We start from the raw sequence: 23180 nt of genomic DNA on the forward strand, positions 1-23180 counted from the left end.
CAATGCAGCAGCAAAAGCCATCCAGACCTGCCCTCGGCCCTTGGCATAATGAAACCATGCGCCTTCTTCCCAGCGAACAGGTCCAGTCCCTTGGGCATTGCCTTTACACCACCCTCCGTTTGCACGAGCATCAGTTGCTGTACTGGGAGAAGCATCTGGAGCGCCTAAACCAATCCATCCAGCACTTTGGTTTTCCAGAAATTCTGGATGCTCAGGACCTGAAAGCCTGGATTGAACATCAGTCTCCTGCACAGGGTCTGTGTCGCATCACCCTCACAGAACAGGATGTTCTGGTGTCTTTTCGGGACTTCAGGCCCATTCCAGAGCACATCTCGGTGGTGCTGACCGATCAGGTGGTGCATCCTGTGATGGGTTTGCACAAGACAGGGAACCACCTGCCTTACACACTGGCAGCCAGAGAAACCCAGCTTGCAGGTGCTTTTGAGGGCCTGCTGTGGGACGCCAGCCAGCGGTTTGTGACAGATGGCACCCGTGCAGGGTTTCTGCTGAAAAAAGACGATATATATATAACGCCTCTGGGGGGGTTGCCCAGCGTGACCCGTCAGGTGGCCCTGCAGGAACTTGGAGTGCAGGCCAGAACGCAGTGGGTCACCCGAGAAGACCTCTTTGCCGCAGACCAATTGTGGTTGTGTGGGTCGGGGCTGGGGGTTTTGCCTGTTCAGACCCTAAAACATCAGGAAGAGGAGCGCACATTTGCGTCCTCTCCCCTTGCTGTTCGTTCTGTGGGTCTTATTCCGCCACAAGCACCAGAGAACCACTGAGCTGCACCCGCTCAGGATTGACCACTTCACCGGTGATGGCGTTGCGGTAGGTGCCTGCGGGAAGATCCAGTGAGATGATTCTGGAGGTGGTCTGGTTGCTGGTGGCCACCACGACCCGGTCCACCTTGCCATTGGCATGGGTGTAGGAGCGTTCGTAGGCGATGGTGTCGTTGCTTCCCAGCAGGAAGCGCAGGCTTCCCTGTTGCAGGGCGATGTGGGTTTTGCGCAGGGAAATCAGCTTTTTGGTGAATTCCAGCAAATCCAGGTCCCATTCTTTTTCTTCCCAGGGCATGGTCACCCGGCAGAAGGGCATGGTGCCTTTCTCGAACTGGGTGAGGCCCACTTCAGTGCCGTAGAACATGCAGGGGACACCCACATAGGTGTAAAGCAGGGACAGGGCCACCCGCAGTTTGTTCTTGTCGTTGCCCAGACGGTACAGGGCACGGGCCACATCGTGGGAGTCAATCAGGTTGACCTGGCTGAGGGCCACCTGGGGGGGCAAAGCCTGATAAGCGTCCCACATCAAATGCACCACTTCTTCGGCACGGGCCTGTACAGGAACAAAGCTTCCAGAAGCCTGGGCGAGCCATTCCATCACCGGCAGACCGAAACCGTGGTAGTTCATGGCAGCGTCTTCACCCTGACCGTCCAGGGCGTGTTCTGCATCAAAGAAGCGCTCTCCAAAAATGAAAGCCTGGGGATTTTCTTCACGTGCGGCTTTTTTCAGGCGGTGGTGCACTTCCAGGTTGCCTTCATCGGTGCCACTGCGGCCAATCATCTGGGCCACGTCCAGACGCCAGCCGTCGATGCCTGCTTTCAGCCAGTAGCGCACCACCGAGTTGGAACCATCAATGAATTCCTGGAAGGCCAGTTCGCTGGAATAATCCACTTTGGGCAGGGTGGGCACCCCGAAGAACGCCTCGTAGGTGGGGGTGTCTTTGTGCCAGGTGAACAGGGTGCGTTCAGGAATGGAGGGGTTGTAGAGCGCCTTCTGGAACATTTCGTGCAGGTCACCGGTGTGGTTGAACACCCCGTCCAGGATGACTTTGATGCCAGACAGGTGTGCAGTGCCCAGCATCTCATCGAAGGCCCGTCTGCCGCCAAAGTGGGGGTCCACAGTGCGGTAGTCTTTGGTGTCGTATTTGTGGTTGCTGGGGCTTTCGAAGATGGGGGTGAGCCACAGGGCATTGACGCCCAGATCGTTCAGGTATGGAATCGCTTCCGTAACCCCTTCCAGGTCTCCACCGTAATGGGCGTGCACATCGCCTTTGCTGTCAGGGGGGGTGCCCCATTCTGCTTTCATCACCGGTCTGGGAATGAAACGCTTGGCCCGCTCAGGGTCCACTTTGTTGTGCACTTCCACGGTTTCTGGAGCAGGATACAGGTACTCGTTGTCTTTCACATCAGTTTCGGTGTTGCCGTTTCTGAAGCGGTCCACAAAGATCTGGTAGAAGCAGCTCTTGAACACCCACTCGGGCACCGTGTGCTCTGCCAGATACTGAAAAAAGTCCCGGTAGCCCCGTCTCACACGGGTGATGCCTGCCTGAGAAAAGTAATAGGAATCGTTGTGGAAGGTCAGGTGCCAGGCGTAAGGGGTGCGGTACTGGTGCAGGGGGAGGTCTGCTTCAAACCAGAATCCCTCACCGTCCACAGCAGGAATGGAACGGGTTTTCAGTTCGTTGATTTCACCACTGATGGGAAGAAGCAAACGCACTTTTTCCGGTTGTTGCAGGGTCTTGAGGCGCACTTTGACGGTGCTGCCCCGTTTGGCTCCCAGAGCTTCGGTGTAACCAGGGGTGTGATCATGCCAGACGTTGGAATTTTGGATCATTGTCTCTCCTTGTTGCGACAGAAAAGGCACGGCCTCTTTCTGAAGAGGTCGTGCCCTGTGAGGACAAGCGTTGCCTGTATGTTTGCCTTCCATTTTAGCGGTTTTTAAAAGCGCTTCAAGGGGGCACAGGGCAAAAGGTCTGAGGGGTTTTGCTGCAGTGATTCAAATGCAGCAAAAAGGTCGTTATTCCTTCACGCCACCGGCCACCTGTCCACCCACAAAGAACTGCTGGAAGGTGTAGAACAGGGCCACGATGGGCAGGGCTCCAACCACGCTGGCAGCAGCAAAAGTGCCCCATTTGGTGGAGAATTGACCGCTGGTGAAAGACCGCAGGCTGACCCCCACCGTCCAGTTCTCCACCCCGGTCAGCACAACGCTGGCCAGAATGAATTCGGCATAGGTGCCGATGAACTGGTTGAGGAAAATGAACACCAGCATGGGTCCAGAGAGCGGCATGATGATCTGGCTGAACACCTGCCATCTGGAAGCACCGTCCACCAGTGCGGCTTCTTCCAGACTGAGCGGAAGACCTTCCACATAGCCTTTAAAGATCCAGATGTTGAAGGCAATGGCTCCGCCCGAGTAGGCCAGAATCAGACCGGTGAAGGTGTTGGAAAGGTCAAAGTAAGACAGCAGGAAGTACACAGCCACCAGACCGATCACAGTGGGGATCATCTGCAGGAACACGAAAGTCAGCAGGGTCTGGTAACGTCCGGGGAAACTGAAACGCGCCACGGCATAACCACCTGTGGTGGCCAGCAAAACCGTCATCACCCCGGTGATCCCGGACACCAGCAAGGTGTTGCGGATGTGCAACAGGAATTTGTTCTCGTTGTCCGGACCAGTGAACTGTGCAGGGGTGATGGTGAGCACCAGCAGGGCCAGCGATCCCAGCAGGATGCGGGTCAGCCAGGCATGCACCACTTTGAGGGTGCGGGTGTCACTGGTGATCCTGGAATAGAGGTTGATCACCAGGATGGAAACCAGAGCAACCGCAGCCAGGATCAGGAAACCCCAGTGCCAGGGAGCCAGTTGAATGCCGTAGAACAGCTTCTCGTAGTTTTCCCAACTGATCTGGCTGAAATCGGGGAGCACCTTGGAGCGGATGAACACCGAAGCGCTCTCGATGGGACGGGTGTTGTACAGGCTGTTGCGGGGATCAAAGCTTGCAGCAATGACGTAGAACAGCGGGTAGATGGTGGAGAAAATCACGATCCAGATGGCCAGGTGGGTGACCTGGTCTCCCAGGATGGCCCAGAAGCTGATGTTCTTGCGGCCCCTGACCGTGCGCAGGAAGGTGGTGGTCCCAAAAGCAATCAGACCCATCAGGGCCACAATGCCCAGCAACCAGGTCAGGGCAGTGACCCAGCCGTTTTCCACCCGCACAATGGTCGGGAAGATGGGGGCTTTGTAGTGCTCTGGGCTGAACAGCACGGTGCCCAGGTAAATCAGGAACGCCAGCACCCCAATGCCCACAATCCAGGGCAGGGCCTTCTCAAAGATGCTGGGTTCTCTGGGAACGTAGGGTTTGAACTTGTTGTCTTGCTGGTTCTTCTGTACGCTCCCGCTCATTTCCGGGCCTCCTTAAAGACACCAGCAAACCTGAAGTTCACGATGCTCACGGCCAGGGTCAGCACACCAATGATGATGGCGATGGCACTGGCCAGCGCGTAATCGTTGCCTCCCTGGTTGGTGAAGGCCACGTTGTACCCCCAGGACAGCAGAATGTCGGTGCTCTGGGCAGTGGACGTGCGGCCTTCCTGGGGAGGGCCCCCGGCGGTCAGCAGGTAAATCAAACCGAAGTTGTTGAAGTTGAAAGCAAAACCCGACAGCAGCAGCGGAGTGAATGCACTGCGCAGCATGGGCAAGGTGATGGCTTTCACCTGTTCCCAGCGGTTTGCTCCATCAATGGCAGCAGCTTCATAAAGGTCTTCAGGAATGCTGGCCAGTGCGGAAATGGTGGCGGTCATCATGAAGGGGAAACCCAGCCACAGGTTCACAAAAAGAATGCTGATCTTTGCCCACATGGGATCGATCAGCCAGCCGATGGGGTACATGCCCAGCAGGCCCAGCAAACGGTTGATCACCCCGAAGTTGGGGTTCAGGAGGGCCACCCACATCTGCACACTGATCACCACAGGAATGGCCCAGGGGAGGAACAGCAGGGAACGGTAAAAATTGCGGAACTTCAGGCGTTTGTTGGCCAGCAAAATGCCCAGGGTGAGTCCTGCAACGGTGTTGACCAAAATGGTGGAGAGCGCGAAAATCACCGTCCAGATGAAGGTGGGGACCAACTGGATGCTGGCATCTCGGAAAATTCCGATGAAGTTCTTGATGCCCACCAGTTTGATCACGTTCACGCGGGTGATCTGAACGAAGTTCTGGTTTTCTGGGAGGGGTGCAGTCAGCGTGATGGCTTTATCACTGAGGGACTCCACACCTAAAATGACCGGCTTGGTGACGTCTTTGATGTAAACAGCAGCTTTGGCTCCGGTGCAAGCAGGATCTTCGCAACGGAAGGTTTCCTGCATGGTGCCATCGCCAGCTTCATTGACGGTGATGATCTTGCGGTCCGGGCTGATGGAGGCAATTTCCATCATGGCCCCTGAATCTGGGGTTCCACCGTTTTGACCGCTGTAGTTGGTAAAGGCCAGTCCCACCGTCAGGGCCAGGGGGAAAGCCGTAAAAACCAGCACAAAGATGATCGCTGGCAGCAGGTAATACCAGTTGATCATCCAGGGGAACATTCTCAAAATCACAATGGCCATGGGCACAAGAATCACAGCCCAGAAAATCAGCAGCATGTAAGACGGCGCCTGTGGGAAGGAGCTCGCCGTGACGTTGCCAATCAGCCAGGCAATTCCCAGGCTGGCAAGCAGCAGTACGGCGAGGATGCCCAGTGCCTGCAGCAGTCCTCGGGTACCTTGTGGGGGCACTTCAGTTCGAATGGTCATGGGTCTTCTCCCTGGCAAGAGAGGCTGGGAGGTGTTTCCCCCCAGCCTCCAGGTTCTCAGGCTTACTTGATGTTGGACTTGATTTCTTTGACAGCGGCATCCAGAATCTTGCCGTAGTCAGGGCTGGCTTTGGAGGTGCTGAGGTTGACAGCGTTGCTCCAGGGTCCCCACACGCTGCCCATTTCGGGAACGTTGGGCATGGGGGTGCCCATGGCGATGGTCTTGCCGAAGCCGACCACCACAGGGTCCGTGGCCAGGGACTTCTTCGCCTTCTTGCTGACTGGGATGCGTCCGCCTGCTTTGTTGAAAGCAGCCACGCTGTTGGCTTCAATCAGGAACTTGGCAAATCCAGCAGCTTCAGCTTTGGATTTGCTGTAGCTGTTCATGACCAGACCCTGCACGCCCACGAAGGGGCTCCACTTGCCAGAGGCTCCGGGAGGGGTGGGGAAGGCCATGATGCCGTAGTCGATTTTGGCTTTCTTGATGTCGCCCATGTCCCAGGGACCGGTGAGGAACATGGCAAGCTGGCCGTCCACGAAAGCAGACTTGGCGAGCTGGCCATCCACGCCTTCGGGAACCAGTTTGTACTTGTAGCGCAGGTCGTTCAGGAACTCCATGGCTTTCTCTGCACCACTGTTGCCAATGCCGAGGTCCTTGGTGTCCAGGGTACCAGCGTTGTTTTTGAAGATGTATCCGCCGTAGGAGCTGATCACACCGTAGTTCATGTAGCTGTTGGCCAGATCAGCCAGGAAGCCATACTGGCCTTTGGCGGGATCGGTCAGGGTCTGGGCGGTCTTGAGGAAAGAGGCCCAGCTGGTGGGGGCTTTGGCGACCAGTTTTTTGTTGTACACAACGGCCACGGCTTCTGCGAAGAGGGGGATGCCAAACAGTTTGCCTTTGTAGGTGAAGGCATTCAGACCGACTTTTTCGATGTCGGATTTGGCAGCGCCAGTGACGTACTTGTCCATGGGCTCCACCACGCCAGCAGCAGCCATTTCGCCGATCCAGTCGTGAGGAACAGAAACCACCAGGTCAGGACCTTCGCCTTTGGAAGCGCCGTTGATCATTTTGGTTCTGATGTCACCGAAGGGCACAGCCACCACGTCTACAGTGTTGCCCGTTTTGGCACCATAAGCTTTGGCAGCACTTTGCAGCCAGGCGGCCTCTTGGTCTCCAAAGTGGGTCCAAACGGTGATCTTCGCTGCCTGAGCACTGCCGAGGGCCAGGCTGAGCACAGCCATTGCAAGGGTTGCTTTCTTCATGCACTTCTCCTTTACTGGTCGACTGACCCTTTGGGAACGCTTCCACTTAATTTGGAAGCGTTTCACCTTAAAATTGAATCAGTTGATACCTGTACCCCAATGTAACTCAGGTTGGTCTCAAGGTCAATCGTCAGGTGCAGTCTTCTTTGGGTGTGGTGACCTAGACAAACTATAGTTGAACCCTGTGCAAAATGCAACTGACTCAGACTTTAATGTCCTTTTATGCTACAAATCTGCTGCTCACCCCGCCTTAAGAACACCACCTTCTGCCAGATTCCATGTTCTTTTCACCCAGAAAATGTAAGCTGTTCCCGAACCTGCAAAAGTGACCATATGGTAACATTGACAGCATGAAAGGCTCCAGGCCGCTAGGACTTCTGTTTCTGACCATTTTCATTGCCATGCTGGGACTCAGCGTGCTGTTCCCTGTGCTGGCACCGCTTTCTGTCAAACTGGGCATCACCACCGCCCAGACCACCTGGCTTTCCACGGTGTACAGTCTGGCCCAGTTTCTCAGTGCTCCCTGGTGGGGGCACCTTTCCGAAAGCCGCGGACGGCGGCCCATCCTGATTCTGGGGCTCATCGGATTTGCTGTCTCTTTCGGGCTTTTTGGGTACATGGCCCATCTGGGTTTGCAGGGAACGTTGCAGGGAACCCCTCTGCTGATTGCCCTGCTGGGTGCACGTGTGGCCGGAGGATTGCTTTCCAGTGCCACCCTGCCCACTGCCCAGGCCTACATTGCAGACATCACCCCTCCTGACAAACGTGCAGGAGCCATGGGTCTGATCGGAGCAGCTTTTGGACTGGGCATCATTTTTGGACCGGCCATTGGAGGAATGCTTTCCGGGTATGGCTTGCTGGTTCCAGTGTTCTTCTCGGCTGTGCTGGCCCTGGTCACAGCCCTGGTGGCCCTGAAAGTGCTGCCTGAAAGCATCCACCTGAGGCCCAAAACCGACTCAAACAAAGCACCTGTAAGTTTTCTGAAGGGTGAAATTCCTGTGCTGGTGGTGATTTCCATGCTGACCACCCTGGCCAGTGTGGGCATGGAACAAACCATCTCTTTCTACATCCAGGACAACCTGAACCTTTCTGGAGCCCAGGCGGTTCGCACCATTGCCGTTTCGCTGTTCATTTTTGGAATGGTGGCGGTGGCCGTACAGGGCGGTCTGATCCGTGTGCTGGCCAAAAAAGTGCCTCAATCCACCCTGATCTGGGTGGGTCTGGCTGTGATGGGCACAGGCATGCTGCTGATGCCGCTGATGCACTCTTTCTGGAGCATCACTTTTGCCCTGTGTGTGATTGGTTTTGGCAGTGCTTTCATTTCACCCAGCATTTCTACAGCCCTTTCCTTACAAGTGGCGGCAAATCAGCAGGGCAGCATTGCCGGGGTCAACAGCTCTGCCACAGCTCTGGGACGCATGATGGGACCCATCATCGCAGGATACCTGTACCAGTATGTGTCTCATGGCAGCCCTTACCTGTTCTCCGGGGTGGTGCTGCTGGTGCTGCTGGTGGTTTCCCTGAACAACCTCAAACTCCAGAAAGCCGCTGTGACAGCTTAAAATCCAGCCCAAAATCAGGCATGAAAGTCAGGGGTACGTATTCCTCCTGACTTTTTTTGTGGGTCTGGTTGTGTTAGCTTGAAAAGCATTCTGGCAGGCCTTCCCATGTTTGCCGACAATTCCTCGCCAACACATGTGAACTTTTGGGCTCGTGAATCAATATCACAAGCCAGTTTTTGATGCCCAAAAACACCTTAAGCGTTTTCTCAGTGTGGCTTCAGCATTGTACTGCTCTGCAAAAAAGCATGTTTAAAATTCACAAAGCCTTAAAATTTGCATCTTAAAAACACCGCCACAGACCCAGGAAAGGCATTTCCAAAAGAAACAAACCATCACAAAATATTTTTTTGCCATTGTTCGTGCCGATTCTTCTCTAGAATCTCACTTTTTCATTGCAAGTTTTCAGAACTCAAAATTCCGTGGGTTTCTGTGCTTTATACCTTATATATATGCACCATAAAATTTTTCGGCAGTTCTGGCAATTTCTCACAGGAGAAGTTCGATCCAGAACCACAAAAAAGAAGCCCCTGACAGGGCTCCTCTGGCAATGCAATTCCTGTAAGAGGCTTTGCAAAAATCAAACGTTGAATCCAAACATGCGCATCTGGCGCTTGCCATCTTCGGACATCTTTTCGGTGCTCCATGGTGGCGTCCAGACAAAATCCACATTGACTTTCTGCACGTCTTCCAGGCGCATCACTGCCAGTTCAGCATCGGCACGGATCATGTCCTGCACCGGACAACCCACGCTGGTGAGGGTCATTTCGATGTCCACGGTGCCCTCTTCTGAGATCTGCACATCGTAAACCAGTCCGAGGTCCACCACATTGACTGGAATTTCGGGGTCTTTGACCACCTTGAGGGCTTCCAGCACCTGTTCTACCGTTGTCATGTCATTCTCCTTTGACGTGAGGCAGGCCCTCGTTCACCCAGGCCATGATGCCCCCCGCCAGATTGACCACTTTCTCAAAACCCTGTTCCTGCAGAAAGCTTCCTGCACGGGCACTGCGCATGCCACTGCGGCAGATCATCACCAGTTCCTGGTCTTTTGGCAGCTCTGCATAACGCTGCTGAAACTCGGAAAGGGGGATGAGCTGGGCACCCTCTGCATGCACTTCCTGGTATTCATTGGGTTCGCGCACATCGATGAGCAGTGCACCTGCTTGCACCCGCGCCAGACCTTCCTGTGGGCTCACGTCTTCAATCATGGCTTTCAGCATAACAAAGCTGCAAGGGACAAACAGTCCGTGGGTTACACTGCATTTTGTGAAACACCTGCTGGATCTGAGAGATGAACTGGAACAGGAAGCCGAACCCCTTGCCCTGTACTTTGATGGTTTTGAAAGCACTGCTGTGCAATTGCAGGCGCTGGAAAAGGGACACTACAGCCTTTCAAAAGACCGGTCTTATCTGGTGGTCTGCGAGGTGGGCCAGAAAAGCAAACTGGCCGTGATGTATCTGCAAGCAGATGGCTTTGCAGCAGAGCATCTGGAAGGAGGCATTCTGGACCTGCGCAAAGCCACAGAACAGGAATTCATTCTCCCCTATTCAGATGCACTTCTGGATTCCCTGTCCAGGCATCCAAAAGTGCGTTTTGTGGCCCGCGATGGGGAGCAACTGGTGGTTCGGGGAAGCCTCTCTGTTGAAGAAGTGGAAGCTTTCTGATGGCTTCAGCTGCCATGCCTATTCTGTTATAAGCTAAACAACCTACAGCATGTGCATTACATTTGTCATACATTAAGAACATGAGCCTTAAAAGGCCAAATCCCATCCAGAGGTAAAAATGGAAAAAACAATGAAAAAAGCACTGTTTCTCAACATATCGTTGCTCGGTCTGTCCTTTTCACAACTGGCATTCGCACAACAGGACACCTTTGATCCCGTCAAATTTGAACAGGGCCTGCATTACCAGCACGGTCAGGTGAGCCTGCTGGACCAGAAAGTCAACCTGCAAATCCCAGCAGATTTGCGTTATCTGGATGCTGCAGATGCCCAGAAACTGCTGGAAGAAGGCTGGGGGAACCCCACAGACACCGAGGTTCTGGGCATGCTGATTCCTGCAAACACCAGTCCCATGAGCAAAACAGGCTGGGGTGTGGTGATCACCTATCAGGAGGATGGACACATCTCCGACAAAGATGCGCGTCGCATCAATTACAAGAACCTGCTGACAGACATGCAGCGTGAAGTCAGCAGCAACAACAAGGCCCGCCAGGACGCTGGATACCCCACCATTGAGCTGATTGGCTGGGCCACCATGCCCAAATATGACGACCTGACCCACAAGATGTACTGGGCCAAAGAGCTTTCTTTTGGCGGAGACATCAACCACACCCTCAACTATGATGTGCGGGTGCTGGGACGCACAGGGGTGCTGAACCTCAATGCCGTGGCAGACATGTCCCAGCTGGACCAGATTCGAGATGCGCTTCCCGGCATGCTGGAAGGTGTGGCTTTTACCCCTGGAAACCGGTATGAAGACTTCCAGGCAGGCAAAGACAAACTGGCAGAGTATGGTCTGGCGGCTCTGGTGGCTGGAGGTCTGGGTGCTGCAGCGGCCAAAACGGGCTTTCTCACGGTGATCCTGCTGCTCCTGAAGAAATTCTTTGTGGTGGTCATTGCTGCACTGGTGGGCCTGTTCAGGCTGTTTACAGGCAGAAACCAGAAAGCCTGATCTCCTGAACCTTTTACCCGCATCCCCGGTCAAGCTTCTGGGGATGTTTATTCTTGCCGCATTTGTGCATTCCCCTTTCCCTTCAATCTGTTTATAGCGTAAAATAGAAGGAATGGAAGCCGACCTCACTTTGCGCCCCAAGTCCTTATCGGACTACGTTGGGCAGGAAAAAGTCAAAGAAAAACTTGCAGTGTACCTGCAAGCCGCCAAAACCCGGGGGGAGGCGCTGGACCACACCCTGATCTTCGGGCCTCCCGGACTGGGGAAAACCACCCTTGCCCACATCATCGCTTATGAAATGGGCGTAAACATCAAGGTCACCTCCGGGCCTGCCATCGAAAAACCAGGAGACCTGGCCGCCATCCTCACCAACAGCATTGAAGAAGGGGATGTGCTGTTCATCGATGAAATTCACCGTCTGGGAAGGGTGGCAGAAGAGCACCTTTATCCAGCCATGGAGGATTTCAAGCTGGACATCGTGCTGGGGCAGGGACCTGCAGCCCGCACCATCGAACTTCCCCTCCCCCATTTCACCCTGGTGGGGGCCACCACCCGGCCGGGTCTGATCACCGCTCCCATGCGCTCCCGTTTCGGGATCATTGAGCACCTGGAGTATTACACTCCGCAAGAACTGGCCTGGGGCCTGACCCGAGAAGCCAACCTCAACGGCTATGAACTGTCCGAAGAGGCCGCACTGGAAATCGGAGCACGCTCACGCGGTACCATGCGAATTGCCAAGCGTTATCTGCGCCGGGTGCGCGATTACGCTGTGGTGGCAGGCGAGGTCAACATCTCCAGAGAACGCGCCGAGAAAGCCCTGGATTTGCTGGGTCTGGACTCTGCTGGCCTGGATGAACGGGATGTCAAACTGATTGAGACCCTGATCCACCGCTTCTCTGGAGGCCCGGTGGGTGTGGACACCCTCGCCATTGCCATGAGTGAAGACGCCAACACCCTGGAAGACGTGTACGAACCCTACCTGATTCAGCTGGGTTTTGTGAAACGCACCCCCAGAGGCCGTGTGGCAACGGTGAGGGCTTATGAACACTTAGGCCTGCCCGTGCTGCACTACGACGAAGAACAGTATTAAACGTCTGACACAAAGAAAATGCGCACCCGCCGTCTGAGCGAAGTGCGCATTTTTTGTGCAAGATGTCAAGCTTCCCCCTCTCTATTTACAAAGGGGGGATGCCATAAGATAGAATGACTACCCCGAATCCAAAGGGGCATGTTTGCGTGAGAACAAAACGTCAGGCATTCTCTGGCTGAACCCTGTTCGGCCCTCGTGTGAAGAAAGACAGGCATGGGCACCAAAGAAGAAATCAAAGCCAGACTGAATCTCGCCGATCTGATCGGAGAGTATGTCCGGTTGACCCCTGCCGGAAACGGCAGGTTCAAGGGCCTGTGTCCGTTTCACAAAGAGAAATCCCCCTCGTTCAATGTGGACATCAACCAGGGTTACTATTACTGCTTCGGGTGCAAAGCAGGTGGAGATGCCTTCAAATTCCTGATGCAGGTGGAAAGCCTGCCTTTCGGGGACGCACTGCAAAAACTGGCAGACCGCACAGGCATCAAGCTGGAATTCAATGCCACCGAGAAAAAACAGCGCGACCTCTTTGAAGTCAACGAAATGGCCCTGGCCTACTTCAGACAGAGCCTGCGCAAACCTGAAGGCAGCGATGCACTGGGCTACCTGTATGCCCGTGGCATGAATGAAGAAAACATCACCCAGTTTGAACTGGGCTACGCTCCAGGTGGCTGGGACGGCCTGATCAAATTCTGCAAACTGCAAGGGGTGCATGAAGCCCAACTCTTGCAGGCAGGTTTGCTTTCCGAGGCACCGGACACCGGGCGGGTCTATGACCGTTTTCGCAACCGGGTGATGTTCCCCATCCGGGATTACCTCGGACGGCTGGTGGGCTTCGGAGGACGGGTGCTGGACGACAGCAAACCCAAATACCTCAACACCCCCGAAACCGACATCTTCAAAAAGAGCGAACTGCTTTACGGCTTCCATCTGGCCCGTTCACAGGCCCAGAGCACCCATGAAATTGTGGTGGTGGAAGGCTACATGGACGTGATTGCCATGCACCAGTGGGGCTTCAAACACGCCGTGGCCACGCTGGGAACCGCCATGACCGCCGAGCACGGTGCACTGCTGGCCCGTCAGGGGGTGCGCACCGTCAAGCTGATGTTCGACCAGGACAGCGCTGGACAGAAAGCCACCCTGTCCGGACTGGACCAGATGCTGGGCAGCAAGTTCCTGATCTCGGCCCACCAGGTGCCCAGTGGCAAGGACCCCGCAGATGCCCTGCAACACGGAGACACCGAGAGCATCCACACTTCCCTGCTGCACGGCCTCACCGAGGTGGAATTCCGCATCCAGCACGCCATGAGCCAGTTTGACCTGAATCACCCGGAAGGCAAACGGGGCTTTCTGCAAATGCTGCTTCCCCGCATGCAGGACCACGACATCTACGATGAAATTGCTGCAGAGGTGCGCCGCAAAGTCTCCCAGAAGGCGGGCATCGACGAGCACAAATTGAACGAGTGGGTGCAGAGCAAGAGCAAACGCAAGAACCTCACCGACATCAACATCAAGGGCATGGTTTCTGAGCAAACCCAGGAAGACCGACGTGAGCTGTATCTTGCGCAGCAGATCCTGATGGACCCACAGTTGCTGCAAAAAATGGACGGCACCAGTCCCTTCAGAAACCTGCTGGTGGATGAACTCATCCGGGTGGCCCGGGAAAATCCTTCCCGTGAAGCCATTCTGGAACACTTCAGAGGACGGCCCGAGGAAAAAATCCTGCTGGCCTTCCTGTTTGAAAATCCTGAATCCCAGATCCAGGCCCAGCACCAGGACATGGTCGAACGCCTGAAAGACATGAAAGAACAGGGACTGATGGAAGCCGAATCGCTGCACACCCAGACCCTGATGAAAGACGAAGTGACCCAGCTGAAAAAGCAACTGGCAAACGCCGATCCCACCCAGCAGATCCAGCTCCTCCGGCAAATTGGCGATCTGCAAAAAGCCATTGAAGCCGAAAAACGCGGTCGCATGATGCGTCCCAAAGCCTGAATCGGGCTTCCGGGCTGGCAATACCAGTCCTTCAAACCATTTCCGCCTCCCCCATTTATACTGTGGGCTGGAGGTTTTTCTGATGAATGCTTTGTTGATGCACAAAAAATGCGTTTCGATTTGCAGCACCCTGCTGCTTGGTCTGGCCCTGGGTGTCCCGGCACCCACGCCTGCCAGCAATCCTGAACTGCTCTATCCGGAAAGTCTGGATCCCAACCTGGATGTGCTGCACTATGACCTGAGGCTGGACATCGATCCGGGAAAAAATGTGCTGCAGGGCAATGCAACCCTGGAACTCAAAACCGTTCGCAACACGCCAGCCATTCAGCTGGATCTGCTGGGCCTGCAGGTTTCAGAAGTGCTGGTGAATGGGCAGCAAGCCACTTTCCAGCACACCGGGCAGCACCTGCACATTGATCTGGGACAATCCTCCAGCGTGGGCAGGATTTATGAGGTGCAGGTGGCTTACTCAGGCACCCCGCAAACCATCAAAGAACCCGGTGAGACAGAAGCAGATTCGGTGGGCTGGAAACAACACAAAACAGGCATTTACGTGCTGAATGAACCCAACGGGGCCATGTCCTGGTTCCCGGCCAACGACCATCCCAGTGACAAGGCCACTTTCACCTTTCACCTCACCGTTCCATTGCCTGATCTGGGGGTGGCCAACGGAGTGCTGGTGAGCACCGCTGGAGACCGCGTCAAAACCTACACCTACGAGATGCGGCAACCCATGGCCCCCCATCTGGCCACCGTGCAGGTCAACCGCTTTCGGATGGAGTGGCAACAGTTCAGGGAAAATCTGGTTTATCAGAATTATTTTCCGGTCAGCCTTCCTGCCAAATTTCAGCAGAAAGAACTGGGGATGTTTGAGCCCATGCTCAGCTTTCTGGAGCAACAGGTGGCCCCTTATCCTTTTGAGACGTATGGGGTGATGTTCACAGAGGCTCCCACCCCTTATGCGCTGGAAACCCAGGGGCTCAGCACCTTTCCAGGCAAAACCCGTGAGGCAGCGCTGTTTTTCCATGAACTTGCCCACCAGTGGTTTGGCAACAGCGTCACCCCCAGCACCTGGTCGGATGTGTGGCTCAGTGAAGGCCTGGCCACCTTCTTCACCAACCTCTGGGAGCATCCAGAAGAAAAGGACCTGAAGGTTTACCTGAAATCCCAGTACCAGCGCAGCAAAACCCAGAACATCAAAGCCCCATACATCAGGGAGCGCAAAGACCTGTTCAGCCCACGGGTCTACCAGAGGGGTGCGCTGGTTTTTCACGCCCTGCGCTACCGTGTGGGCAACAAACTGTTTCAACAGGTGGTCCAGAATTACTACAGGGCTCATGCCTTTAAGAATGCTTCCACAGAAGATTTCATCCAGAGCGTGCTGAAAACCACAGGCAAACCCCAGCTCAGGGGTTTTCTGGAAAGCTGGATTTATGGGGACAGGCTTCCCGATTTTCCTGAACTTTCCAGGTGATTGGAAAACAGAAAGAGGCGAGGATCACTCGCCTCTTTTCTGAACAGTCCAGACTCAGTGCAACTGCCCCACAGCTTCTCTGGCGGCCTGCACCAGACGGCCTGTGCGGACCATTTCGCGGATCTTGCTGACCTCTGGTTTGAAGTAACGGTCCCGTTCCAGGTGGGGAATCTCGCTGCGGATGAGGTCATAGACGGCCTTGACCCCCTGCCCTGGTTTGAGCGGAGCCTGAAAATCCAGGGCCTGTGCTGCAGAGGTGAGTTCAATGGCAATCACCCACAGGGTGTTCTCGAAGATCTGGTGGGCCTTGCGGCAGGCAATGGTGCCCATCGAAACGTGGTCTTCCTGGTTGGCACTGGTGGGGATGCTGTCCACACTGGCAGGGTGGGCCAGCACCTTGTTTTCACTCACCAGACTGGCAGCTGTGTACTGGGAGATCATCAGACCGCTGTTGAGGCCGCCTTGCTCTGCCAGAAATGCAGGCAACCCGCTGAGTGCAGGGTTCAGCATCTGTTCAATGCGGCGTTCGCTGATGTTGGCCAGCTCGGCAATGGCAATTCCCGCGTAATCGGCTGCCAGGGCCAGGGGCTGACCATGGAAATTTCCACCCGAAATGACTTTTTCCTCGTCTGGAAAGATCAGGGGGTTGTCGGTGACGCTGTTCATCTCGATGTCCAGAATTTCACGGGCATGTTTTAAAGCATCCCTGGAAGCTCCATGCACCTGGGGCGTGGCCCTCAGCGAGTAGGCATCCTGCACCTTCTCGCAGTTCTCGTGGGAAACCGCAATTTCAGAGTGCTGCAAAAGGTTTCTGAGGTTTTCGCTGACCTGCTTTGCACCAGGATAAGGCCTCAGGCGCACCACACCTTCAGAAAAGGGCTTGTGGCTGCCTTTCAGGGCTTCCACACTGGAAGCTGCAGCAATGTCCACGCTGGACAGCAGGATCTCCACATCGTGAATCAGGAGGGCCAGCAAACTGCACATGGCCTGGGTGCCGTTGATCAGGGCCAGACCTTCCTTGGCCTGCAGCACGATGGGTTCAAGGCCCAATTCAGAGAGCACCTCTCTGGCAGCCCGAATCTGTCCTTTGTGTTCCACTTCCCCTTCTCCAATCAGGGCCAGGGTCAGGTGGGAAAGGGGGGCCAGATCTCCACTGCTGCCCACCGATCCCTGAGAGGGGACCACCGGATGAATCTGGTGGTTTAAAAAGTTCAGCAGTCCTTCAATGACCACAGGACGCACACCGGAGTGACCCATCGCGAGGCTCTGTGCCCGGAGCAACAACATTCCACGCACCACATCTTTCGGGAAGGGCTCTCCAACGCCAATGGAATGCGAAAGGATCAGGTTGCGCTGCAATTCTTCAAGCTGGTCCCGCTCGATGCGGGTGTTCTGGAATTTCCCGAATCCTGTATTGACCCCATAAACCGGGTCTCCACGTTCCACAATTTTTTCGATGAACTGGCGGCTTTTCTGCACCCGCGCTCTGGAGGCTTCTGAGAGCTGGACTTCTTCAAAATTGCGAACCACTGCAATGAAGTCTTGCAAGGTCAAATGGTCATTGAGCTGGATCATGCTTCCTTTCCTGAAATGAACACCTTGCTGACCGCGTTGCCCAGGCGGTAACTGATTTCCCGCCAGTCATGGCTGTCCAGCACCAGAAAATCTGCTTTCATGCCTGCTTCGAGCCTTCCGGTGTCGGAAAGGCCCAGGGCATGGGCTGCGTTGGCGGTCATGGCGGTGAGGGCTTCTGCAGGGGTGAGGCCACTGAGCCTCACACTGAGGGCGAGGGCCAGGCTGGCACTGAAAATGGGGCTGCTTCCCGGATTGTGGTCGGTGCCCACAGCCACAGCCCCACCTGCATCAATGATTTTGCGTCCTGGCGCAGCAGGCAGACCCAGGTGCAAAGACACACCAGGAAGCACTGTTGCCACCGTATTGGATGCAGCCAGAGCCTGAATCTGCTGTTCTCCTGAAGCTTCCAGATGGTCCACACTCAGGCTTCCCAGTTCACAGGCCAGTTCCACACCTCCAAGCGCATGAAACTGATCGGCATGCAGTTTGGTCTGCAAACCGTGGGCTTTTGCTGCCTCCAGAATTTCTCTGGCTTCTGAGACCGAAAAAGCTTCCTGCTCTACAAAGACATCCACTGCAGAGGCCAACTGGTCCTGCGCCACCTCGGGAATCCACTGTTCCACCACTTCCCGGAGGAAACCTTCGCGGTCCCGATCTCTGGGGGGCAGGTGAATCAACAAGGTGGGCACAATGCGGGCGGGTGTGAAAGCCTGCAAATCCTGAATGGCTTCCAGCATGCGCATTTCGGTGGTGTGGTTCAGGCCATAGCCGGTTTTGACTTCAATGGTGGTGGCTCCGCTGCGCACCAGGGCATTCAGTCTGGGCACCGCCAGAGACACCATCTCGAAAGCGGTGGAGGCCTGGGTGTACCGCACCGTCTGGTGGATGCCGCCCCCACGGGCCAGAATTTCCTCGTAGGAGACGCCCTGCACCCTGGCTTCAAAGTCATTCAGTCGGCTTCCTGACCAGATCAGGTGGGTGTGGGGGTCAATCAGGCCAGGAACCACAGCCCTATTCCTGAAATCCACGGTTCTGTCTGCAGCAGGGGCATCTTTGCGGTTTCCCACCCACAGCAGGGTCTCCCCTTCCACCACCATTGCAGCATCCCGGATGACCATGATGTCTTTCTGGGATGCACCTTTTTTCAGTTCAGTCCCCGTGGCTGTGGCAAGCTCGGTGATTCCGATGTACAGGGTCTTCACGAGAACACCTCTGTCAGGGTTTCCATGATCAGCCTTGCGATCAGGAGGTTGCTGTTTCCGCTGGCATCCAGGGCTGGGGTGAGTTCCACCACATCCAGGCCAACCAGGGTGTTGCGTTTTACCGTTTCACGGATCAGGGTCATGGCTGTAGCGTAAGACATTCCGTCCACTTCCGGGCTGCTGGTGGCAGGCAGAACTGCAGGATCCAGCACATCCACATCGAAAGACAGGTAAACGTTCTTGCCCTCTGGAAGCTGCTGGATCACTTTTTCCAGGTCTGCACAGTCCCACATTCCAACGAGGGCATGGCCTCTGGATTTTGCAGCCTGCACGGCCTCTTCATCAAAGCGCAAACCCCTGAGCCCAATGGTGGTGATGTGTTTCAGATTGGGCAGGTCTTCACAGGCCCGCCTGAACGGACTGGAATTGCTGAACCGGGTGTCGTTGCGCACATCCGTGAAATCCAGATGGGCATCCAGTTGCACGATGTGCAGGTCTTTCACATCCGAAAAAGCCCGCAAGAGCGGGTAAGAGACACTGTGGTCTCCTCCCAGAAAAATCGGCAGTTTGACCCTGGATTTCAGCTGCTGTGCTGCTTCGGTGATGCGGTTTCTGGCAAGTTCAGGCTCCAGACTGGGCAGAATCACATCGCCAGCATCCACCAGTTGCAGACCTGCCAGTTTGCGCTGTCCTGTGCGCAGGTCGTAGAAACCTTCTGGCGGCAGGGCATACCTCAGGGAAGCCTCCCGGATGGCCCTGGGCGCAAAACGGGCACCCGGACGGAATCCCAATGCGATGTCAAAGGGAAGGCCAAGCACCCCCACATCTGCACGGAAATCTGCAGCAAGATCCAGGATCGGAGCACGGGCGAAAGAAATCAGGCCAGAAAAAGGCAGGTGGGTCATTTCAACACCTCAGATAGACGGCAGATCCAGACCACGTTCCTGGGCCACCTGTTTTGCTTTCTCGTAACCTGCGTCTGCATGGCGGATCACACCCATGGCCGGATCGTTGACCAGACACATGGAGAGGCGTTTTTCAGCTTCTTCGCTGCCATCTGCAACCGCCACCAGACCCGAGTGCTGGCTGAACCCCATCCCCACACCGCCCCCGTGGTGGAAGCTCATCCAGGCTGCACCGCTGGCCACACCCGTTGCAAAGTTCAGCAAGGGCCAGTCTGAGACAGCGTCACTGCCGTCCAGCATGGCTTCGGTTTCACGGTTGGGGCTGGCCACGGATCCCGCATCCAGATGGTCGCGGCCAATCACGATGGGGGCTTTCAGGCGGCCATCCCGCACCATCTGGTTGAACAGCAGTCCTGCACGGTCCCGTTCTTTGTACCCCAGCCAGCAGATGCGGGCAGGCAAACCCTGGAAAGCAATCTGATCCGCAGCGTACTTCAGCCAGTTCTGCAGGCGGTGATCGTCGGGAAAAAGCTCCAGCAGGGCTTTGTCGGTCTCGTAAATGTCCTGGGGATCGCCGCTGAGGGCCACCCAGCGGAAAGGTCCACGGCCTTCACAGAAGCTGTCCCGGATGAAGGCAGGCACAAAACCAGGGTAATCAAAAGCATTCTTCACCCCGAATTCCAGTGCACGCTGGCGCAGGTTGTTGCCGTAATCAAAAGCCACAGCACCACGTTTCTGCATTTCCAGAATGGCCTCCACATGCTTTGCCATGCTCTCAAAAGCCCGCTGGCGGTAGACATCGGGTTGGTCTCTGCGCAGGGTGTCTGCATCCTCATCTGCGTTCAGGACTGGGATGTATCCCCACATGGGATCATGGGCACTGGTCTGGTCGGTCACCAGATCCGGGGTGAAACCCATGTCCACCAGGGCAGGAACAACCTCTGCAGCATTGCCCAGCAGACCAATGGAACGGGCCACCCCCTGGGCTTTGTACTGCTCAGCTTTCTGCAAAGCGTCCTGCAGGTTTTCGACCACCTCGTCCAGGTAGCGGATTTCGAGGCGGCGCTGGATGCGGTGCGGGTCAATCTCAATGTTGATGCTGACCCCTCCAGCCAGTTTGACGGCCAGAGGTTGCGCTCCGCCCATCCCTCCCAGTCCTGCAGTCACGGTGATGGTGCCTTTCAGGCTTCCACCAAAGTGCTTCTCTCCTGCTGATGCAAAGGTCTCATAGGTGCCCTGCAGGATGCCCTGGGTGCCAATGTAAATCCAGCTTCCAGCGGTCATCTGCCCGTACATCATCAGGCCCTTCCTGTCCAGTTCATCAAAATGTTCCCAGGTGGACCAGTTAGGCACCAGGTTGCTGTTGGCCAGAATCACCCTGGGGGCCAGTTCGTGGGTTTTCAAAACCGCCACAGGCTTGCCAGACTGAATCAGCAGGGTTTCGGTGTTTTCCAGACGGTCCAGGGTCTCCACAATCCTGTGGAAGGCTTCCCAGTTGCGGGCGGCTTTGCCCCGTCCGCCATACACAATCAGTTCATCGGGTTTCTCTGCCACCTCGGGGTCCAGGTTGTTCATCAGCATGCGTTTGGCAGCTTCCTGAATCCAGCCTTTCGCGGTTTTCTGGGCACCTCTGGGGGCGCGGATCGTTGTGGTTTCCATGGGTCCAGCATGCGCTTCTTGAGGGGGGAGTACAATACGGGTGTCCAGTCTGGCTGGACGCTCAAGGAGCATGATGCAACTGAAACCTCAACACCAGGAATGGCTGCTGGAACAGGGCTGGAGTGAAGCCTGCAGCCTGGAGCCGGATCTGGTGCAGGAAATTTACCAGAGGCAGGGAATCCATCTGCCACAAGATGTGCTGGGTTTTCTCTGCAGATTCGCCAGCTTTGTGCTTTACATCCGCTCTCCCTTCATCAAAGGTGCGCTGGAACAGATGCAATTCGATGTGATTCAACTTTCGAAACAGCCACAAATCCTGCTTGCACAAGAAGATTCCTGGGATGGGCAAGAGCGAATCTGCATTGTGGTGGCCCTTTTTTTGAACAGCAAAAACCAATTGCTGGTCTGGTCGTCCGACACGGAGGGTCTGATGTTTGGTCTGAAAGATGCTCAAGGAGACATCCATTCGCTTGGAGATGCCAGTGGTCTGCTGGAGTTCCTGAAAGGCGACAGGACCTTGCATCTGGACCTCACCGTACCCCTCAATCCAAGATGGCTTTCACAACTGGAAATCGATGGCAGTCAGCTGGAAACACCAGCAGATTTGCACCATTGTCTGCAAAAAAATCTGCACTTCCCTGCGCATCATGGACACAACATCCATGCCTTAAGGGACATGTTGAGCACAGAGGTCAGACGGCCCCTGCACCTCATCTGGAACCAAAGCGAAGCTTCCAGAGCATCTTTTGGGAAATCTGCTTTTCAGGCTCTGGTGGATGTTTTTCAACAGGCTGCCAGAGCAGATGAAAACCAACCTCCAGACCAGCGCTTCACCTTCGAGTTGAAATAAGCCATGCTGGACACCCTGCAGAAAAGCGCCCAGATCTTAAAACAGTTCACCTCCACCCACCCGGAGTGGGGCACCCGTGAGCTTGCTGCACACCTGCAGCAACCCAAGAGCACCGTACACTTGCACCTGCAAGCCCTCACCCAGACGGGATTTCTGAGAAAAACCCCCAGAAACAAATATGCCCTCTCCTGGCGGTTGCTGGAATTTTCGGGACATTTGCACCACCAGTTGGGGTGGTATCAGGAGGCGGTCACAGCCATGCAAAAACTGGCAGAGGAGGTCAAAGCCCTGAGTTATTTGTGCGTGCTGGAAGGGCAGGATGTGCTGTGCATTGCCCGTGCCCACTCTGAATCCGAAGAACACCGGGAAATCCAGACCGACCTGTACCTCCCCACCCATGCCACTGCAGCAGGCAAGATCTTTGCAGCTTTCTGTTCCCTGCCCATCAAACAATTCCAGAAATTCACCCCCAGCACCATCACCACCCCAGACGAATGGGAAACCGCCCTGAAAAAAATCAGGCAGGACCGGTATGCCCTCTCGCTGGAAGAATGGGTGCCAGATTCCTGCGCCCTGGCTGCACCTCTGTTTCAGGAGGAAAAGCTGGTGGCCGTGCTGGGCCTGCAGGTGAAAACCTTCCGTTTCAAACAGCAGAAAAGCAACCTGCTGCACAAACTGCTGCACAACACAGACCACTTCTGGTCGGGGTTCTAAACAACTGAACAGGTTTTTCAGCAGGCTTTTTCGTACAGTAGAGGGTACAGACAAAAGGCCCTGATCAGAACTGACATCTTCGTCCTACAATAAGATCCATGAGTGTGATGGAGTCCGAAGCAAGAAAGCGAGGCAGCATGGTCACCTTACAACGCCTGGATGGAGAATACGCCATCCTGAAATTGTCCCCGGACACCACCCCCCCAGACTGGGCTTTCCAGGGGGATTTCTCCAGCATCACCCGCACCCCCAGTGAGCTTTCCATCGTCTGCGACGCACGTTTCGCACCCCTGCAGGCCAAAGCCGAAATCGGCTGGGTGGTGTACCAACTGGTCGGACAGTTTGGTTTTGACCAGTCCGGCATCCTGGAATCCCTGACCCGCCCCCTGGCCGAGGCTGGCATCAGCATCCTCTCCATTTCCACCTTCGACACCGATTACATCCTGGTCAAAGACACCCACGAGGAGCAGGCCAGAGCTGCTCTCGGTGCCGCTGGACACCAGTTTGCCGAAGTGCCTGTGGCTTGAGACCCTGTTTGTAAGCAGTGTTCTTTTGGGCGCACTGCGGGTCATATCCCCCTGCAACTCGCTTTGCTCGTTGGTTCCCCCGTCAGCGTTGGGGGATTTTTCTCGTCCTACACCAATCCCCCAACGC

At 55.4% G+C, this 23180-nt stretch carries 20 protein-coding genes; 10 read left to right on the forward strand and 10 right to left on the reverse strand.

Going from position 1 to position 23180, the window contains the following annotated elements:
- Positions 1 to 56: 56 nt before the first annotated feature.
- Positions 57 to 782 carry an aminotransferase class IV gene (locus IEY52_RS04835; protein ID WP_189000679.1) on the forward strand — a complete coding sequence of 242 codons (726 nt, stop codon included), beginning with the start codon at positions 57 to 59 and terminating at the stop codon, positions 780 to 782.
- Here the strand turns inward: IEY52_RS04835 and IEY52_RS04840 are convergent.
- The 4 genes from IEY52_RS04840 to IEY52_RS04855 all read right to left on the reverse strand — a co-directional run bounded on the left by IEY52_RS04840 (position 751) and on the right by IEY52_RS04855 (position 6829).
- Positions 751 to 2613 (reverse strand): glycoside hydrolase family 13 protein, encoded by a 1863-nt coding sequence (locus tag IEY52_RS04840; protein WP_189000682.1) that lies wholly within the window; start codon positions 2611 to 2613, stop codon positions 751 to 753. The two genes, IEY52_RS04835 and IEY52_RS04840, sit on opposite strands and share 32 nt — an antisense overlap.
- A 183-nt stretch (positions 2614 to 2796) precedes the next feature.
- Positions 2797 to 4185 carry a sugar ABC transporter permease gene (locus IEY52_RS04845; protein ID WP_189000685.1) on the reverse strand — a complete coding sequence of 463 codons (1389 nt, stop codon included), beginning with the start codon at positions 4183 to 4185 and terminating at the stop codon, positions 2797 to 2799.
- Positions 4182 to 5567: an ABC transporter permease subunit gene (locus IEY52_RS04850; RefSeq protein ID WP_189000688.1), complete on the reverse strand. Its 1386-nt coding sequence runs from the start codon at positions 5565 to 5567 to the stop codon at positions 4182 to 4184. The genes IEY52_RS04845 and IEY52_RS04850 overlap by 4 nt, the downstream gene beginning before the upstream one ends.
- A gap of 62 nt (positions 5568 to 5629) precedes the next feature.
- Positions 5630 to 6829, reverse strand: coding sequence for a sugar ABC transporter substrate-binding protein (locus IEY52_RS04855; protein ID WP_189000692.1), 1200 nt, complete (start codon positions 6827 to 6829; stop codon positions 5630 to 5632).
- Positions 6830 to 7179: 350 nt separating this feature from the next.
- Between IEY52_RS04855 and IEY52_RS04860 the strand changes: the two genes are divergently transcribed.
- A complete protein-coding gene (locus tag IEY52_RS04860) occupies positions 7180 to 8391 on the forward strand; it encodes an MFS transporter (protein ID WP_189000695.1) in 1212 nt (403 codons plus the stop codon).
- Between the two features lie 577 nt (positions 8392 to 8968).
- Here IEY52_RS04860 and IEY52_RS04865 read toward each other — a convergent pair.
- Together IEY52_RS04865 and IEY52_RS04870 are read right to left on the reverse strand one after the other, a co-directional pair.
- A complete protein-coding gene (locus IEY52_RS04865; RefSeq protein WP_189000711.1) occupies positions 8969 to 9283 on the reverse strand; it encodes a metal-sulfur cluster assembly factor in 315 nt (104 codons plus the stop codon).
- Between the two features lies 1 nt (position 9284).
- A complete protein-coding gene (locus IEY52_RS04870) occupies positions 9285 to 9599 on the reverse strand; it encodes a rhodanese-like domain-containing protein (protein ID WP_229684641.1) in 315 nt (104 codons plus the stop codon).
- 58 nt (positions 9600 to 9657) lie between these two features.
- Here IEY52_RS04870 and IEY52_RS04875 point away from each other — a divergent pair, with 58 nt between their 5' ends.
- From IEY52_RS04875 to IEY52_RS04895, 5 genes are all read left to right on the forward strand, one after another.
- Positions 9658 to 10056, forward strand: a complete 399-nt coding sequence (locus IEY52_RS04875; RefSeq protein WP_189000719.1) for a rhodanese-like domain-containing protein — start codon at positions 9658 to 9660, stop codon at positions 10054 to 10056.
- Between the two features lie 130 nt (positions 10057 to 10186).
- On the forward strand, positions 10187 to 11065 hold the full coding sequence (locus tag IEY52_RS04880; RefSeq protein WP_229684642.1) for a DUF2167 domain-containing protein: 879 nt from the start codon (positions 10187 to 10189) through the stop codon (positions 11063 to 11065).
- A 112-nt stretch (positions 11066 to 11177) separates the two neighbouring features.
- The gene (ruvB, locus tag IEY52_RS04885; protein ID WP_189000726.1) at positions 11178 to 12155 is read left to right on the forward strand and encodes a Holliday junction branch migration DNA helicase RuvB; all 978 of its coding nucleotides are present in this window, start codon (positions 11178 to 11180) and stop codon (positions 12153 to 12155) included.
- Between the two features lie 213 nt (positions 12156 to 12368).
- Positions 12369 to 14147 carry a DNA primase gene (gene dnaG, locus IEY52_RS04890; protein ID WP_189000729.1) on the forward strand — a complete coding sequence of 593 codons (1779 nt, stop codon included), beginning with the start codon at positions 12369 to 12371 and terminating at the stop codon, positions 14145 to 14147.
- Positions 14148 to 14229: 82 nt separating this feature from the next.
- The gene (locus IEY52_RS04895; RefSeq protein ID WP_189000732.1) at positions 14230 to 15621 is read left to right on the forward strand and encodes a M1 family metallopeptidase; all 1392 of its coding nucleotides are present in this window, start codon (positions 14230 to 14232) and stop codon (positions 15619 to 15621) included.
- A gap of 54 nt (positions 15622 to 15675) precedes the next feature.
- On the opposite strand, the gene hutH is transcribed toward IEY52_RS04895, so the two are convergent.
- From hutH to hutU, 4 genes are read right to left on the reverse strand one after another with little or no spacing between them, the layout of a single operon-like run.
- Positions 15676 to 17193: a histidine ammonia-lyase gene (hutH, locus tag IEY52_RS04900; RefSeq protein ID WP_229684649.1), complete on the reverse strand. Its 1518-nt coding sequence runs from the start codon at positions 17191 to 17193 to the stop codon at positions 15676 to 15678.
- Positions 17193 to 18398 (reverse strand): imidazolonepropionase, encoded by a 1206-nt coding sequence (gene hutI / locus IEY52_RS04905; RefSeq protein WP_189000738.1) that lies wholly within the window; start codon positions 18396 to 18398, stop codon positions 17193 to 17195. Before hutI ends, hutH begins: the two co-directional genes overlap by 1 nt.
- Positions 18395 to 19303, reverse strand: coding sequence for an arginase family protein (locus tag IEY52_RS04910; protein ID WP_189000741.1), 909 nt, complete (start codon positions 19301 to 19303; stop codon positions 18395 to 18397). Before IEY52_RS04910 ends, hutI begins: the two co-directional genes overlap by 4 nt.
- Positions 19304 to 19312: 9 nt before the next feature.
- Positions 19313 to 20962, reverse strand: a complete 1650-nt coding sequence (hutU, locus tag IEY52_RS04915) for a urocanate hydratase (RefSeq protein ID WP_189000744.1) — start codon at positions 20960 to 20962, stop codon at positions 19313 to 19315.
- Positions 20963 to 21032: 70 nt separating this feature from the next.
- On the opposite strand from hutU, the gene IEY52_RS04920 reads away from it, so the two are divergent.
- From IEY52_RS04920 to IEY52_RS04930, 3 genes are all read left to right on the forward strand, one after another.
- Complete coding sequence (locus IEY52_RS04920; protein WP_189000747.1) at positions 21033 to 21812, forward strand: barstar family protein; 780 nt, start codon at positions 21033 to 21035, stop codon at positions 21810 to 21812.
- A gap of 3 nt (positions 21813 to 21815) precedes the next feature.
- A complete protein-coding gene (locus IEY52_RS04925) occupies positions 21816 to 22526 on the forward strand; it encodes an IclR family transcriptional regulator (protein ID WP_189000750.1) in 711 nt (236 codons plus the stop codon).
- A 98-nt stretch (positions 22527 to 22624) separates the two neighbouring features.
- On the forward strand, positions 22625 to 23053 hold the full coding sequence (locus IEY52_RS04930; protein WP_189000753.1) for an ACT domain-containing protein: 429 nt from the start codon (positions 22625 to 22627) through the stop codon (positions 23051 to 23053).
- Positions 23054 to 23180 lie beyond the last annotated feature (127 nt).

It is taken from the genome of Deinococcus roseus, assembly GCF_014646895.1.
In the GTDB taxonomy this organism is placed as follows: domain Bacteria; phylum Deinococcota; class Deinococci; order Deinococcales; family Deinococcaceae; genus Deinococcus_C; species Deinococcus_C roseus.

Coding starts and splice junctions, on each gene's coding strand:
- IEY52_RS04835 (WP_189000679.1), top strand. CDS start 57: ATGCGCCTTCTTCCCAGCGAACAGGTCCAGTCCCTTGGGCATTGCCTT.
- IEY52_RS04840 (WP_189000682.1), bottom strand. CDS start 2,613: ATGATCCAAAATTCCAACGTCTGGCATGATCACACCCCTGGTTACACC.
- IEY52_RS04845 (WP_189000685.1), bottom strand. CDS start 4,185: ATGAGCGGGAGCGTACAGAAGAACCAGCAAGACAACAAGTTCAAACCC.
- IEY52_RS04850 (WP_189000688.1), bottom strand. CDS start 5,567: ATGACCATTCGAACTGAAGTGCCCCCACAAGGTACCCGAGGACTGCTG.
- IEY52_RS04855 (WP_189000692.1), bottom strand. CDS start 6,829: ATGAAGAAAGCAACCCTTGCAATGGCTGTGCTCAGCCTGGCCCTCGGC.
- IEY52_RS04860 (WP_189000695.1), top strand. CDS start 7,180: ATGAAAGGCTCCAGGCCGCTAGGACTTCTGTTTCTGACCATTTTCATT.
- IEY52_RS04865 (WP_189000711.1), bottom strand. CDS start 9,283: ATGACAACGGTAGAACAGGTGCTGGAAGCCCTCAAGGTGGTCAAAGAC.
- IEY52_RS04870 (WP_229684641.1), bottom strand. CDS start 9,599: ATGATTGAAGACGTGAGCCCACAGGAAGGTCTGGCGCGGGTGCAAGCA.
- IEY52_RS04880 (WP_229684642.1), top strand. CDS start 10,187: ATGAAAAAAGCACTGTTTCTCAACATATCGTTGCTCGGTCTGTCCTTT.
- ruvB (WP_189000726.1), top strand. CDS start 11,178: ATGGAAGCCGACCTCACTTTGCGCCCCAAGTCCTTATCGGACTACGTT.
- dnaG (WP_189000729.1), top strand. CDS start 12,369: ATGGGCACCAAAGAAGAAATCAAAGCCAGACTGAATCTCGCCGATCTG.
- IEY52_RS04895 (WP_189000732.1), top strand. CDS start 14,230: ATGAATGCTTTGTTGATGCACAAAAAATGCGTTTCGATTTGCAGCACC.
- IEY52_RS04910 (WP_189000741.1), bottom strand. CDS start 19,303: ATGACCCACCTGCCTTTTTCTGGCCTGATTTCTTTCGCCCGTGCTCCG.
- hutU (WP_189000744.1), bottom strand. CDS start 20,962: ATGGAAACCACAACGATCCGCGCCCCCAGAGGTGCCCAGAAAACCGCG.
- IEY52_RS04920 (WP_189000747.1), top strand. CDS start 21,033: ATGATGCAACTGAAACCTCAACACCAGGAATGGCTGCTGGAACAGGGC.
- IEY52_RS04925 (WP_189000750.1), top strand. CDS start 21,816: ATGCTGGACACCCTGCAGAAAAGCGCCCAGATCTTAAAACAGTTCACC.
- IEY52_RS04930 (WP_189000753.1), top strand. CDS start 22,625: ATGAGTGTGATGGAGTCCGAAGCAAGAAAGCGAGGCAGCATGGTCACC.